General features: G+C 44.2%; 10 protein-coding genes. 8 read left to right on the top strand and 2 right to left on the bottom strand.

Features of this window, described 5'->3' with window-relative positions; translation table 11 throughout:
• Window positions 1-432: 432 nt before the first annotated feature.
• Window positions 433-6,015 carry an Ig-like domain-containing protein gene (locus GC097_RS03335; protein ID WP_171681936.1) on the bottom strand — a complete coding sequence of 1,861 codons (5,583 nt, stop codon included), beginning with the start codon at window positions 6,013-6,015 and terminating at the stop codon, window positions 433-435.
• 363 nt (window positions 6,016-6,378) lie between these two features.
• Between GC097_RS03335 and GC097_RS03330 the strand changes: the two genes are divergently transcribed.
• From GC097_RS03330 to GC097_RS03300, 7 genes are all read left to right on the top strand, one after another.
• A complete protein-coding gene (locus tag GC097_RS03330) occupies window positions 6,379-8,043 on the top strand; it encodes a GspE/PulE family protein (RefSeq protein ID WP_171681935.1) in 1,665 nt (554 codons plus the stop codon).
• A gap of 20 nt (window positions 8,044-8,063) precedes the next feature.
• Window positions 8,064-9,116, top strand: a complete 1,053-nt coding sequence (locus GC097_RS03325; protein WP_171681934.1) for a type IV pilus twitching motility protein PilT — start codon at window positions 8,064-8,066, stop codon at window positions 9,114-9,116.
• Window positions 9,116-10,324, top strand: coding sequence for a type II secretion system F family protein (locus GC097_RS03320; protein ID WP_171681933.1), 1,209 nt, complete (start codon window positions 9,116-9,118; stop codon window positions 10,322-10,324). The genes GC097_RS03325 and GC097_RS03320 overlap by 1 nt, the downstream gene beginning before the upstream one ends.
• Window positions 10,325-10,343: 19 nt before the next feature.
• On the top strand, window positions 10,344-10,823 hold the full coding sequence (locus tag GC097_RS03315) for a type II secretion system protein (RefSeq protein ID WP_171681932.1): 480 nt from the start codon (window positions 10,344-10,346) through the stop codon (window positions 10,821-10,823).
• A 72-nt stretch (window positions 10,824-10,895) separates the two neighbouring features.
• On the top strand, window positions 10,896-11,654 hold the full coding sequence (locus GC097_RS03310) for a prepilin peptidase (RefSeq protein ID WP_171681931.1): 759 nt from the start codon (window positions 10,896-10,898) through the stop codon (window positions 11,652-11,654).
• Window positions 11,655-11,663: 9 nt separating this feature from the next.
• On the top strand, window positions 11,664-13,268 hold the full coding sequence (gene pilM, locus GC097_RS03305; protein WP_246293948.1) for a pilus assembly protein PilM: 1,605 nt from the start codon (window positions 11,664-11,666) through the stop codon (window positions 13,266-13,268).
• On the top strand, window positions 13,252-13,857 hold the full coding sequence (locus GC097_RS03300; protein WP_171681929.1) for a hypothetical protein: 606 nt from the start codon (window positions 13,252-13,254) through the stop codon (window positions 13,855-13,857). Before pilM ends, GC097_RS03300 begins: the two co-directional genes overlap by 17 nt.
• A 44-nt stretch (window positions 13,858-13,901) precedes the next feature.
• On the opposite strand, the gene GC097_RS03295 is transcribed toward GC097_RS03300, so the two are convergent.
• Window positions 13,902-14,504: a nitroreductase family protein gene (locus tag GC097_RS03295; RefSeq protein ID WP_171681928.1), complete on the bottom strand. Its 603-nt coding sequence runs from the start codon at window positions 14,502-14,504 to the stop codon at window positions 13,902-13,904.
• A 103-nt stretch (window positions 14,505-14,607) separates the two neighbouring features.
• Between GC097_RS03295 and GC097_RS03290 the strand changes: the two genes are divergently transcribed.
• A complete protein-coding gene (locus tag GC097_RS03290) occupies window positions 14,608-14,877 on the top strand; it encodes a hypothetical protein (RefSeq protein WP_171681927.1) in 270 nt (89 codons plus the stop codon).
• Window positions 14,878-14,932: the final 55 nt, after the last annotated feature.

Here is a 14,932-nt window from a genome sequence, read left to right as displayed (position 1 = left end):
AGCAGCTTGCATCTGCTTAACTCCTTTGTTTTTTGCCTCAGCGGCCGCTTTCTTCATCAAAAATTATAGGCGAGTGAAAGCTGCCAGACCTCAAGACTTACTTGGGTAAGCCTCGAAAAAGGAACCTTTTGAATCCGCGGTCCGTTCCTTTTGTAAGTGGTTGGGTGTTCAAAATAAGGGGGGGAATCCCTCTAATTTGATCGCAGAAGCCTGTCACATTCATTTAGCGGGAAAAACTCCCTCTATTTGCGCCGATTTCATGAAAATATACGTATTCCGGTCAAAATAACGGGAGGTTCTCCTTCTATTTTCCCCTCCGAGGTCATCTTTTGAGCGATTAGAGGGAGTTTTTCCAGTTATCTTCCATCGACTTCTTCCTATGGCTTGGATTTGGAACCGTCAAGAATCTACTTATGAGACTGCCCCTTTATTTTAATATCTGTCGTTAAATTCGATAACTTGCACATTGACCTCGTCTTTCACATTTGCATCGTCTTTATTTGTGACAGTGATGGTTGTTGAGCCTTGTTTAAGGCCTGTTACGACTCCGTCCGAGTTAACATCAGCGATATTCGCCTTACTGCTCTTCCACTGTAACTGAGCATTCAAATCGGCAATCCATTCTGTTCTCCACTTGTCTGGCGCAACTTTGTCTGGCGTACCTGTGAGATATTTGAATAAGTCAAAAGACTTCTGAGCATCCGTACCTTTGGTATACAAAGTAATGATTGCCATCGGCAGGGTCAGTTTCGTTAGATCCTGCTTCACTTCGGCAGATTTGACCGCGGTTTTGGAAGGAAAGCCTGGTCCGCCTGCAACGTCGACTTGGATTTGAATGCTGCCTTTTTTGGTTCCTTTCAAAGTGACCGTTTCATTGATTACACTGCCGGTGAATTCAGCTTCACCTGTCCCCCCAGTGAGGGTCCATTTAAATCCATTGTTTGAGGCTGTCGCAGGATTCAAAGCAGCTTTCAGCACAATAGATTCGCCTTTGTCCAGTGTAATTACAGCCGGGCTGCTTTCAACGCCATTTGTGATTTTAACGATGGACATAGATTCAACCGAAACGCTGAAATTTTGGGAGTACATAATGTTTTTATCTGTAACGATGGATACAGTTCCTGTTACTACACCAACATTTTTGCCGCTAAACGCTCTGGCGTCTTCCGACGGCTTTGTGACATTCGCGAAAGTTTGATTGGGTTTGTCCAAAGCCCAAGTGAACGTTTTCGCATGTTGATGAGAAGATTTCAGAGATGCTGTAAGTGTTGTCGTTCCGTTAATGTTCACTACTTGGTCCCCATCAATGGCAACTCTTGGTTGAGCAACTGTGACAGTAGCGGAAGCAATAATATGCTGATCAACTTTCGAGATGATCGTTACTTGTGATGTTCCTTCTGACTTGGCATCATAGTTGCCTGAAACTTCGTCTACCGTAAGTACATTCGGATTCGTTGATTTCCAAGTTATATCAGAAGTCAAGTCTACCGGAGGATTAATCGAATGCGACAGGCTGCCGGTTTGGCCGACATCAACGGTTTGGTCATCTAATTGCAGGGAGATGACAGTTACTTGAAAGGCAGCATCATAGGAACCTTTCTGGTCAGTGTCCATATGCACAGTGCCGCTAATAGTGCCGTATTGCTTGCCGGTCAGAACTCTCTGGGTACTTCCTTGTACACCGGCGAAATCAGCTTTCAGTTTGTCTTCATCTGAAACAAACCAAGTCGTATGCGAAGGCGATTCATGAGCAGAGTGTAACGTAACATTAAGCGTAATGGATTGTCCGCCAATATAAAGTTTGTTAGGTCCGTCGACTGAAATTGACGGTCTAATAACAGTAATTGTAGCTGTAGCGGTAATATTCGTCCCATCCGTCGTTGTGGCTGTTATGGTTGCCGTACCGACAGCGACACCTCGAATATTTCCGTTTGAATCAACCGTTGCGATTTCAGGGCGATTAGAAGACCAAGTTAGTGTTTTGTTGCTCGCGTTTGCGGGCAAAACGGTTGTTACTAGCGCCGTAGACTCATTTACTCGAATCGTTGCATTCTCGATGTCTACAGAAACAACAGGAACAGTCGTGACGGAAACACTAAATGTTTTCGTATACGTATTGCCTTTATCCGTCGTAATTGTAACCGAGCCATTCACGGTTCCTGCTTTAACACCTGTTAACACACGTTTGTAATCACCATCTGTAGCAAAGCTGGCTTTATCCTGATCCGGCGAGCTCCAAGAAACGGAAGAAACATTTTCATTGATCGTGGAGAAAACAGCTTCTAAAGTAATTTTCTCTCCGATATTTACCGAAGTAGGCCCATTAACCGAGAGAGAAGGTTTCACTACAGTAACGGTCCCATTGGCCGAAAGATTGGAGCCGTCTGTAGAATTAATTGTAATTCTAGCTGTTCCTGCAGATACCCCCGTGATACTTCCATTACTGTCTACGGTAACTACCTCAGGGCGATCCGAACTCCAGGTGAAGTTAGGGTAATCGGCATCAGACGGTGCATAAGCGGCATTTAACTTAACGCTTTCCCCGACTCGAATGCTGGAACTGTTCAAATTTAAGGACGTTAAAGGCGTATATACTTTGACATCGTAATCTTTGGTATAAGTTTTTCCTTTATCCGTCATAACAGTTGCCGTTACGGTTACAGTGCCTTTTTGAACACCTCTTAGAACACCTGTAAATTGATTGTTAACGGTAAAGTTAGCTTTGCTCGGATTTGATGAGCTCCAGCTTACTGATGTTACATTCTCATTCACGGTCACAAGAGCAGCCATTAAATTAATCGTTGAGCCAACAGCTACTTGAGTGGGACCGGTGACGTTTAATCCAGGCTGGATAACGGATACTACGGATGTTGCTTGCAGTCCGCTGCCATCTTTTGCAGTTGCGGTAATTGCAGCCGTTCCTGCATTGACGCCTTGGATCTGGCCGCTAGCGTCTACGCTAACGATTGATGAGGCATTAGTTGACCAAGTGAAATCCTCATTTTTTTGGTATGTAGCATCAATAGGCTGAACTTTAGGAATGAGCTTGGACGTGTCACCTTTTGCGATGGTGAGGTTATCCAATGAGAATGCTGTTATTTTCTTAAACGCTGTTACCACTTTATTAGAGAACAGAACACTCTGGTTGCTTGAGGCGAAATCATTATACTTCAGGTTGGCATTCGACAAAGAGTAGTCTCCGGCTTTCGCTGGCTTGACCACGATGGTAAATGTGGAACTATTCGCTACAAATTGATTGCCTTCCGGACGATAAGGAATATTCGCAATATCGCCTTCAAGTGTAAATCCGCTTGCCAATGATCCCGTTTTCGTAAAATTCGGTGGGAATGTGACAAGATCCATATTAGCTGGGAACGTTTCTTTGAAATGCAAACCGCTAATGGTTAAATCACTTAAATTTGTTGCCGCACTGTACGCTTTGGCCGTTGGATTAATGGCATAGCTTACAGTTACAGGACTATTAACTTCAACTTTTTCGGCTGATATTGTACGGTCTGGCGTTAATCCGGTAGACGTAATGACTTTAACTGCCACTTCTTTTGTTTCTAAAGCGCCTGCGGCATCTTTGGTGGAGACGGAGATCGTTAAATCCCCTCCGCTTTCAGCGAGCGGATTGGCAAAGGTCTTGGTAATCGTCTCACCCTTGTTCGTCTCTGTATCTCCCATAACCTTTACAGTTTGATTAATTCCTGCACTGTCTTTGTATTTAAACGTAATGGAAGAGGTTAATTTCTTATCATTTAAATCCAAATCATCGGGTTTGAAGCTGACCGAAATCGCACTGTTCGCAGAGATGTAATTCTTGGCTGTTTCATTAAAAGCTATCGGAGATAAAATATCCAAAGTTGGCTTATGATTTGAGCCGATGAAGGCTCTATACATGGTGTTGACGAACAGTTTCTGTTCCCAATCGGGGAAGGAGCTGTTTTTGGTTGTGTTTACGAAATTGTGCCCCGTTCCTGAATAGGTGACATTGCCTTTGGAGTACGTGTAATAATGATTCCAGCTGTCTTCTACGTCGCGAACACTGCCATTGATGTTGTACCAAGGAATAACTTTAGGATCGTTCAGATCCAGCCTAAAATATTGATCATGCGTTGTCGCTACTGAAGTTGTGAGCTCGCTAATAAAGAAAGGGAATTCGGTTAACAAACCCTCATTTATTTTGACAGTGGACGTTGACGTATTAGGCGCGTTGAGTCCCATATTCGTCATAGGCCCGATTTGACCGGTGTCCGTTTGGAAATAATTGATCCACGTTGTGTTCCCTTGATAAACGGTATCATGGGTGAACATAACGCCTTGACCAGTCGCGATGAATGATTTTACAGCAGCTGCAGCAGTTGAGGAAATGTTAGCCGTCTGGTTATAAGAATCGTTAAAACCAAAGATTAACATATCATACTTGCTATTTAACGTTTTGTACTCTGTCGAGTTAAAGGTATTGAAATCAATGACGGAAATATTGATATCGTAATCGTCAGAATGCAAATAATTTTGTTTCAGGTTTGATTCTAAAAGCAGAGAGCTGGTCTTGTTAACCGATTGTGAATCTGGAATAACTTGCAGGACCTTAATGGTTGGTGGCTGGTCTTGATAACGGAAAACGCCGGCTGCCGAATCCTTCAGCTTTCCGGTACTGGTCTGATCTACAAGCTCGAGACGCCAGTAGTAAAGCCCGGAGTAACCTTTGGGAAGCGTGAAGCTTAAAGTATTGTTGGTAAGCGAGGTTACCGGGATTGTTTGTACCAAGTTCGAGGCGTCAAATTTTAAAACACTGTCAATACCCAAATACAAATTAGCTACTAAGTTACGCTGTCCGATATTTCTAACATTTGATACATTAAATGTATAAGTTAAAGTGTCGCCTGCCTTATACTTGCTGTCACGATTTGTCGTTAATGTATAATCAACAGGTTTGCTTGTCAGATTAAGCTGAGGCCGAACATTGGCATTCACAAGCAAGTTAGTTTTGTTGATAAAAGTGGTTGCATTACTAATATCCGTTTCACTTACAAAAATCACGTTGCTTTTGGGCGTCGTATTATAAGGATTAAATAAGTTGTATAAATTGCCGCTAGACTTCGTCCAGTTACTACCGTTTAAGTATCCTTGATACAAAGCGCCGCGTTTAGTGTTCGAATCGCTATATACAATAACGGGAAGACCTTTATTTATGTATTTCTCTGTAATTTCAGTCCCTTTGAGCGTTGTTATATCATTTTCAAGATATCTTGTGTTGTGGTTTGCTCCGGTCTCTGAGGTTGGATTAAATAAGCTTTTGCCGAAGTAAATCGCATCATATTTCCCATCCAGTTCATCGCGGAGTGCAACGAATTTCTTAATGCTCATCGTTTCCAGGGTGAAACCGGAGTTCGTTCCTAATTTTGATGCCAAATCAGATATGACGGCAGATGCGTCTCCGCTGGAGGGCTTGTCCAAATCTTTGATCTCCAGTATTTTCAAAGGCTTGGTGAGATCGAAGTAGGAAAGCTGAAACTTGATGAGCGAGGAGGTGGAACTGCTTTGCTCCGTAGTGATTGGGTTATTATTACTGCTTGATACACTCATATAGTAATTTTTGAGATTTCCAACCGGTATGAACGATACCGTTGCGTCTGAATTGGTGATCATTTTGAACTTCTGATCATCGTTAATCGTTTGCGACGAAGCTTTCAACGTATCTTTTCGACCGGAGCCAACCGTCACATATTTGCCGTTAGCTCTGGATTTCAGTGCATAGACACTTTCACCTTGCTCAACCAGATCAAACAAATCCGATACCCATGGATTCGTCTTATTGGCGTAAAGCGAATTGTCGCTTGTATCTGTAGTCATGTACTTGTTGTTATCTACAGATTTTAAAGCCACAGTTACGGAATCGCCTGTCGCAGCTAACGCTGTTTGGCTGACTAAATCTGCGAAACCGAACCATGATATAGCCATGGATGTGATCAGTATGATGCTGATCTTTTTTTGTATGGCTGAAAACATAAGTTTCTCTCCTCCCGTTGATTAAAACAAACACTATGCATATGAGACTATTTTACTACTTTTCAGCCTTGAAAATATACAGTTTGTGTACATGATATCGAAAATATTTTAGGAAAGTTTGAGGAAGTTGACGAAAAATACACATTTAATAATATTTTTATTTAAAGGAATTTCCTTGATGCGACGCGAATTATTACTTAGAAATAGCTTATCGCTAGCAATCTTTTCCATTCGACAGAATGAGCTAAGAAAGTTATTCTAAAATATATCCTAATGTTGTATAATGACATTTGCATTCGTTTTAAAAATGGGTATTTAGTCCTATTTATTTTGGTTGAAATTGGTAATGGAGTTGAATGGAAGATGGCTCTGGTTAGGAAACGATTGGGTGATTTACTTGTTGAGAGCGGGATCATTTCGGAAGCTCAGCTCCAAGAGGCACTTAAAGAACAGAGTAAAACCAAACAGAAGCTTGGGGACTTGCTCATTACGCAAGGCTATATTACAGAGCAGCAATTAATCGAGGTTCTGGAATTTCAACTCGGTATACCTCACGTCAGCTTGTTTAAATATCAGATTGATCCGGAAATAACGAAAATTATCCCGGAAAGCATGGCAAGGCGCTATCAGGCGATTCCCCTTCATAAAGACGGCGGAAAACTCATGGTGGCCATGGCAGACCCGCTGGATTACTTTGCAATCGAAGAAATGAGAATGAGTACCGGCTATCGGATTGAGCCGGCCATTACGAGCCGGGACGAATTGCAGCGTGCGATCGCTCGTCATTATGGACTTCAGGATTCCATGAGCCAAATGATGACGGATATGCCAACGACGGAAGATATTAAGGAAACCGAAATTACTGATGAGGATTCGCCGATCGTAAGGCTGGTCAATCAAATGATTCAGCAAGCGGTTCAGTTGAAAGTTTCTGATATTCACGTAGACCCGGGGGAGACGAACCTAGTCATTCGTTATCGCGTTGATGGGCATTTGAGGACCGAGCGTGTAATTCCAAAACAAATGCAAGGCTTCATTACTGCGCGACTGAAAATTATGGCGAAGCTGAATATCGCCGAGCGAAGATTGCCTCAAGACGGAAGAATCAAAATGCAAGTGGATTACAAACATGTAGATATCCGCGTTTCTTCGCTTCCAACTATTCATGGGGAGAAAATCGTGCTGCGTCTCTTAGATTTATCAACTGGCGTAAAGCCGATTGAGCAGTTAGGCTTCGGGGAACGCAACATGGGGGTTTTCCGTGAAATGATTGAGCAGCCCTATGGGATCTTGCTCATTACTGGTCCTACGGGAAGCGGGAAAACAACGACGCTGTACTCTGCTCTCAATCATTTGAACCGGGAAAATGCCAACATTATTACGATTGAAGATCCCGTCGAGTACCAATTGGAAGGTATTAATCAGGTGCATGTGAATCCGACAATCGGGCTTACCTTCGCCGCCGGACTTCGCTCTATTTTGCGCCAGGACCCGAATATCGTCATGGTCGGTGAGATCAGGGACTCAGAGACGGCGGAAATCGCCATACGTGCTTCACTTACGGGACATCTTGTACTATCTACTCTGCATACCAACGATTCTGTGAGTACAATTACAAGGTTTCGGGATATGGGCGTAGAACCCTACTTGATCGCTTCTTCTTTGATCGGCGTTGTTGCGCAGCGGCTTGTACGTAGAATTTGCCATGAGTGCAAAGTGGAGTACACGCCAACGGAGCAAGAACGGATCTTCATGAATAGCAAAGGGATACAGGCAGACAAGCTTCACAAAGGAGAAGGCTGCGGCAACTGTAATCGAACCGGGTATCGCGGAAGACTGGCTATTCACGAGATTCTTGTCGTGAATGATGCTATGCGTCAGTTGATCAGCAACAAGGCATCGGTTCAGGAGATGCGGGAAGCAGCGCTTCAATATGGGCTCATTCAGCTCATGGACGACGGCGTCCAGAAGGTAAGACAAGGGATTACTTCGCTGCAAGAGGTTATTAGAGAATCCGTAGCTTATTAATGAGAAAGGAGGTGGGGGAAATGTCAATCGCGTTAGATCGGATCGTAAGTCTATTAAGAACTGCACATGAGTCGAAGGCTTCGGATTTACATCTTTCCGTCGGTTCGCCGCCCATTCTACGCGTTCACGGAACATTGCAGCCCGTCGGCAATGATCCGCTGCAAGCTGACGACACTCGATCGATGGCAGAAGCCTTATTGCAGGCAGAGCAAATCGAGCGGTTCCAGCAAGCTGGAGAACTGGATTTCTCATACGAGCTTGAAGGATGTTCTCGTTACCGGATTAATGCTTATCGCCAAAGAGGACGTGTTAGCGTCGCCATCCGTACGATTCCAACAAAGATTCCATCTCTTGAACAGCTGCAGCTGCCTAATGTGATAAGCTCGTTAGCGTTGAAACCGCAAGGGCTAGTACTAGTGACAGGACCAACGGGAAGCGGGAAATCATCGACGCTGGCAGCAATGATCGATTACATCAATCGCACAGAGAAGAAGCATATCGTTACGTTGGAAGACCCGATCGAGTTCCTGCATACTCACTCTTCGTCTATTATTGACCAAAGGGAAGTAGGCAGTGATACGAAGTCCTTCTCGAATGGCCTAAGAGCAGCGCTGCGTCAAGATCCTGATGTGATTCTCGTCGGTGAGATGCGTGATCTGGAGACCATTTCCGCAGCCGTTACAGCCGCCGAAACCGGTCACTTGGTCTTTGCGACCTTACATACGACAGATGCGCCGCAGACGATTGATCGCATTATCGATGCGTTCCCTGCGCATCAACAAGGACAAATTCGCGTGCAGTTGGCGGCCGTTCTGGTCGCTGTCATTTCACAGCGATTATTTCCGAAGCCTGGCGGCCTAGGCCGGACCTGTGCTACGGAAATCATGATTAATACGCCGGCTGTCGGCAACCTGATTCGTTCGGAGAAAATTCATCAGATCAAAAGCGTCATGCAGACAGGACGAAGCTTAGGGATGCACACGCTGGACATGTCGATTAAGGAACAAATGCAGCAGGGACTTATCGATCCAATCGCAGCAAGAGCATATCTTGCTGAAGGCGGTGTGATGTAATGTCAGAGTTTCTGTATGAGGTAAGAGGCAGCAGCGGCAAACAGATCAAAGGCAAAATCTCTGCAACAGATAAGTCTACTGCGGTGGAAGAGCTTCGAAAGAAAGGCTATGTCGTTCTCTCTGTGAAGGAAGAACATTTCAAAGCGCTCAAAACGGAGATCTACATCGGTAATCCGGTCAAAACAATTCACTTTATCGTGTATTGCCGGCAGTTTGCGACTTTAATCAGGGCAGGCGTCAACATCGTGGAAGCAACGTCGATCCTTGCCGCACAGACCGAGAGCAAACCGCTTCGCAAAGCTCTTTTGCAGGTAGCTTCTAGCATTTCGAAAGGGGTGTCCTTCTCGAAGTCGATTTCGGAGCATAAAAAGATTTTTCCGCCGATGTTTGTGAACATGGTTCGCGCCGGGGAAGAAACAGGCGACTTGGAAGGGACGCTGGAGCGTCTTGCGAAGTTTTTTGAGAAGGAGCATGTGACTCGGGAGAAGATTAAGTCGGCGATGACTTATCCGGCAACGGTAGGAGGATTGTCTATTGTTGCAGTCATTTATCTTCTAAAGTCTGTCGTGCCTCAGTTTGTTACTACGTTTGAGTCTCTGCATGCGGAACTGCCTTTGATTACTAGAGTTGTATTAAAGTTAAGCAATAGTATTCAACATCAGTGGTTCTATTGGTTGGTTGTATTGCTTGCAGTCATTGCTGTTTATCAAGTGGCAAAAAGGTTTGAAGCGGGAGCATATGGGATTGATTATATGAAACTGAGAATACCTATATTTGGTAAGCTAAAGCAAAAAGGCTCTATTGCCTTAATGACTCGCACATTATCTTCATTGTATTCAAGCGCTGTACCCGTACTGCAGTCTCTAGCCATCGTGGAAGAAGTTGTAGATAACAAAGTGATTGGTGGATTTATTAGAAAATCAGCGGAATCGTTAAGGCAAGGAAATCCACTTTCTGAACCGCTAAAGCAGGCATGGGTGTTTCCTCCGCTAGTTACTCAAATGATTTCAATTGGCGAAGAGACCGGTGCACTCGATCAGATGCTTGAAAAGGTTGCAGATTTTTATGAGATGGATGTAGAGAATACTGTAGATCGTTTGAAGTCATTATTAGAACCTTTATTGCTAGTTTTGTTATCTGGATTAGTAGGCTCGATTGTGGCAGCGATTATGTTACCGATGTTTAGTATGTATGACAAACTAGGTTGAAAATTTGGAGGTAGACAACATGTTATTTAAAATGATGAAGCATCTTAAAAAAGAAGAAAAAGGATTTACACTGATTGAGTTGCTCGCTGTAATTGTTATCTTGGCTGTTATTGCGGCTATTGCGGTTCCTTATATTTTAGGAGTAATTAATAAGTCGAAAGATGATGCAGATGCTGCTCTTTTTCACCAAATATATGAAGCTTCCAGACTGTATGTAACTACAGAACTAGAAGGGACACCGCCAGCTACAGTAAAAGTACTTGCTGATCTTGTTGCTAAAGGTTACTTGGATTCAGGTATTGTAATGCCTAGTAATAAAAATCCAATTACAGCTGGAAAACTTGAGTACGATACGACAAAAACTTCACCAACTTATGGGAAATTGACGGGAGTAACATTAACAACATCTGCCGGTTCGGTTACCATTCCTGCAACAGATGTTGTATCTGGCAAAGGTAAAGCAGTCACTGCTGCTACAGCATATCCGTCTGAAAATTAATATGGTTAACAAATAAAAAGGAATCGGTCCATTCCGATTCCTTTTTAAAATCAAAGAAAGCGACCCAAACCCATGACACTCCTCATCGCAATTTACGTTTTCATTGTTGGTCTCGTACTCGGTTCGTTCTTCAACGTAGTCGCACTGCGCGTGCCGGCGAAACAGTCGGTGGTCAAGCCCCCGTCAGCGTGTCCGAAATGCGGGAAGCAGCTGAAATCAAGGGATCTGATCCCGGTGATCAGCTATCTTTTTGCACGAGGTAAGTGCAGGTATTGTCAAACGAAAGTATCCATTATATATCCCTTAGGGGAACTCGCAACAGGGTTGTTATTCTTATGGGTTTATGTGCATTTCGGCATCACAGGGGAAGCGTTAGTTGCCCTCGCAATGGTTAGTCTTTTAGTAATTATCACTATTTCGGATTTAACTTCTATGCTCATACCTAATAAAATTTTGATCGTTTTCTTTCCCGTTTTAGTAGGTCTACGATTGTTTTTTCCAGGAGATCAAGCCTGGTGGAGTTACGTGCTGGGTGCTGTAATTGGTTGCGGAATCATTGTGTTGATTGCAGTTCTTTCTCGCGGTGGTATGGGAATGGGGGATGCCAAGCTCCTTTTAGTCTGCGGCGCAGTATTAGGCTTATCTCATATTATGGTCGCATTTATTTTAGCATGTCTGATAGGCAGTCTGATAGGCGGGTTGCTGCTGCTGTTAAAAATCACGAAAAGAAAACAACCGATACCATTTGGCCCCTCATTGGCGGCGGGCATTCTGATTTCATACGGTTATGGTACGGATATGATAAAGGCTTACCTTACATTACTCGGATAGCAGGGTGTGATGAATATGATCGGCTTAGGCACTAAACGAATCGGAATCACGGTAGATCAAACGGGAGTCCGTTATGTGTCCGTGAAAAAGAAAAAAACCTGGGAAGTGAGCTCAAGTGGATTCCTTCCTATCCCGCCAGGGATTATTGTCGAAGATCAAATCGTCAATGGAGAATCCTTAAGCCTTCAGGTGAAACAATGGGTGAAAGCGGAGAAGCTGAAAGGGGCTTCTGCGACGATCGCCATTCCGACTTCGCAAATTATCATACGGAAAATGCGCATTCCTAGCATTAAACCTCAGGAACTGCGGCAATTGGTAGAGCTTGAAGTGGAAACTGCGCTGCGCCTGCCTTTTGAAGATCCTGTTTATGATTTTATCAAGGTAAGTCAAGATGATGAGAGCACGTTAGTTCTAGTGTTTGCAGCTCCGAAGAAGTTGATTATGAGCTATGTAAGAGTGTTTGAGGATGCCGGCGTACATGTGAAGGCGGCAGAAATATCGGCCACTGCGCTGGCAAGAGCGATTTCTTCGCAGCAGGATGAGTTTTTTGAAGAATCCATGCTGGTTTCCTTAGATCGCGGCTCTCTGGAAGTGTACATGCTGCAAAACGGCAATCCCATTTTTATGCGGACAATTACGTTAGTTGAGCATGATTCTGCTGTTGATGACGAATTAACCTCAGACCAGGTCGGAGAAATTATTGCTGAAATTTCTAGGATGCTGAGCTTTTATCAATATAGTATTCAAGAAGGGAAAAGCCGAATCTCTCAAATTATCGTGACAGGCGCTAATCAAGGTAGAATTCAGCTGCATATGGAGCTCCAACAGGCGCTCTCTGAGCTAAAAGTGGAGACGGTCGATTTTGATTTATTTGCCAATGGCCGGTCAAAAGATTTTAGCGCCAATGCGTATCGTGTGGCGATCGGTGTCGCGCTGTTCTCCAAGCAGAAAGCTCAAATTAATTTGCTGCCGCATCGGAAAACGGAGACAAAAGTTAAGCTGTTACTTGCTATTTTGGGCATGATAGCTTGGGTTGCTTGTGCGGCGTTAATTGGCCTCACGTATCTTGATAATCAGAAAACAATGACGCAAAACACGTCGAGACTTGCAACTCTCAATACGCAGAAGTCAGCTTTAGAGGCTAAATTAACATCGAAGCCGGCAAATCAAGGTGGAGATCCTGCTGCCTTTATTACCATGACGAGGGCAAACCGCAAGGATGTCGTTGTGATGATCGGAGATTTGAAGAAATCGTTGCCGGTTACTGCACAAATCAGTTCAATTTCTTATTCTTCGGAATCGCAAATTACGCTAACGGTCATATTCGCAAAGATGGAGGATTCTGCCCGGTATTTGTTTGATCTGCGCAAATTGACTTTCGGTGAGAACGCTTTGCTCCAGTCCATTACGGAAACGACCGTAGGCACAACGAATGCGAATGCAGCTGCCGGAACACCAACGGATCCAACCGCACCTGCTCCGACTAGCGCTGTAAAGCAATATACAGTCAATTATTCGATTGCTTTCAAGAAAGCTGCGGTTTCGAAAGATACGGGTACTAAGGGGACGTCGGAAGCAAAAGGAGAGGAGCCTGCTAATGTCCAACAAAAATAGTGCCAAAACCCTCCTGCTGCTCTTGGCGGTGCTGCTGTTTTTAGCTCTTTTTGCTTTCTACTATTTCGTACAACTCCCTTCAAGCAATAAGATCAAAGCGCAAGCAAACGAAATTGCTATCGTGGAAAAGCAGGTACAGCTGCTTACTCAAAAAATAAGCGAGAAGAAAGAAGAGACGGGTCCTTCGCTAAAAGATATTCAAGCCGCTCTACCATTATGGGATAATACGGAGCAGCTGACGCTTGATTTAAATCAGATCAAAACGGATACCAAAGTCACTTTCAACTCGATTTCATACGCCGTGGGCGACAAGAGTCCGCAAACGCAGCAGGCCGATGCAAACAACAAGAACCCTTACCCGAACATAAGGGAGGTCAGAGTGACGACGTCCATCTCAGGTGCGTTTGATGAGGTAATGAATGCCATTACTCAACTGCAAGCATTGCCACGATTAATTCGTGTGGATACGGTAAACTTTGGAAATTTGCCAAAGGATTTAAATCGAAAACTGACGGTAAATTTAACCTTCACGGCTTATTTTGACCCATCTTATAAATCGAAGGTCGATAAAGTCGAGACTCCGTTTTAAAAAAGAACACCTCATTCCGCAATCGGAATGAAGTGTTTTTTCAATTAACGAGTTTGACCGAACGTGCCTTCATACAGAAATTCGCTTACAGGATTGCGAGTGGAAGGAGCTTCACGCTCTTGAAAGCGTTCTGGCAAAGCCTCCACAGGACCGCGATAGCCAATTGCAATGACGGCGTGTGTTTGATAATCCTCAGGAATCTGGAGGGTTTCACGCGCCTGATTATGATCAAAGCCCCCCATAGCATGTGTAATTAAGCCTTGATTGTTGGCTTCGAGCGCTAGGTATCCCCACGCAGCGCCTGTATCGAAAGCATGACTTGGGGAGTTATTCCCGTTAGGCGCTTTCGTATAGGAAAGAGCGAGGGCAAGAACGGGAGCTTTCTCGCACCATTCCCGGTTGGCCGGCGCAATAAAGCTGTGAAATTTAGCGCGCTGCTCTTCCGTGCGGGCGAGGATAAAGCGCCAAGGCTGCAAATTACTGCCGGAAGGTGCCCAGCGAGCCGCTTCAAATAAGCTAAGGAGAACATCTTCAGGTACCTCTTGATTCGTAAACGAGCGAGGGGACCAACGCGTCAGAAATTGCGGATTGATTTCATGATCCGGTTGGCGAGTAGATTCGACTTCGGCGGATAAAGATGCTGTCATTATTACTTCCTCCTTATTTATGTAGTCTTCCTGATTTTACCTGATTTCTTTGCTAATTACGAATTTGGAGAAAAAGCCGTGATCTGTATGGACTTTCCCGAAAATGGAAAAGCTAAAGGGTATGAAAAATAGTACCGAGGGCGAGGTGCGAGGAACCGTGGATTTTACTAGTCATGATGTTGTGATCATTGAAAGAGCATTGAGAACTGCGATGAAGCATGATATGGAAGAGCACCGTTCTAGAGATTATCAGGAAGTTTTGATCAAAATGCAAGAAAGTGCGAGACAAGCCTTTCAAGCCAATGTTCCAACGGCAACCGCTGGTCACGAAGGGATTCGGTATGATTATGACGATTCATCCGATCTCATGTAGACATACGAACGTATATTCTGTAAAATAGAAGAAACGAGATTGGTAAGGAGATTCG

Source organism: Paenibacillus planticolens (assembly GCF_013141725.1).
GTDB classification, from domain to species: domain Bacteria; phylum Bacillota; class Bacilli; order Paenibacillales; family NBRC-103111; genus Paenibacillus_E; species Paenibacillus_E planticolens.
The sequence above is the reverse complement of the archived record's forward strand: the minus strand, read 5'-3'. Positions and strand labels throughout refer to the sequence as shown.

Excerpts from the sequence above, each read along its gene's own strand:
- GC097_RS03335 (WP_171681936.1), bottom strand. The coding sequence starts at position 6,015 with ATGTTTTCAGCCATACAAAAAAAGATCAGCATCATACTGATCACATCC.
- GC097_RS03330 (WP_171681935.1), top strand. The coding sequence starts at position 6,379 with ATGGCTCTGGTTAGGAAACGATTGGGTGATTTACTTGTTGAGAGCGGG.
- GC097_RS03325 (WP_171681934.1), top strand. The coding sequence starts at position 8,064 with ATGTCAATCGCGTTAGATCGGATCGTAAGTCTATTAAGAACTGCACAT.
- GC097_RS03320 (WP_171681933.1), top strand. The coding sequence starts at position 9,116 with ATGTCAGAGTTTCTGTATGAGGTAAGAGGCAGCAGCGGCAAACAGATC.
- GC097_RS03315 (WP_171681932.1), top strand. The coding sequence starts at position 10,344 with ATGTTATTTAAAATGATGAAGCATCTTAAAAAAGAAGAAAAAGGATTT.
- GC097_RS03310 (WP_171681931.1), top strand. The coding sequence starts at position 10,896 with ATGACACTCCTCATCGCAATTTACGTTTTCATTGTTGGTCTCGTACTC.
- pilM (WP_246293948.1), top strand. The coding sequence starts at position 11,664 with ATGAATATGATCGGCTTAGGCACTAAACGAATCGGAATCACGGTAGAT.
- GC097_RS03300 (WP_171681929.1), top strand. The coding sequence starts at position 13,252 with ATGTCCAACAAAAATAGTGCCAAAACCCTCCTGCTGCTCTTGGCGGTG.
- GC097_RS03295 (WP_171681928.1), bottom strand. The coding sequence starts at position 14,504 with ATGACAGCATCTTTATCCGCCGAAGTCGAATCTACTCGCCAACCGGAT.
- GC097_RS03290 (WP_171681927.1), top strand. The coding sequence starts at position 14,608 with ATGGAAAAGCTAAAGGGTATGAAAAATAGTACCGAGGGCGAGGTGCGA.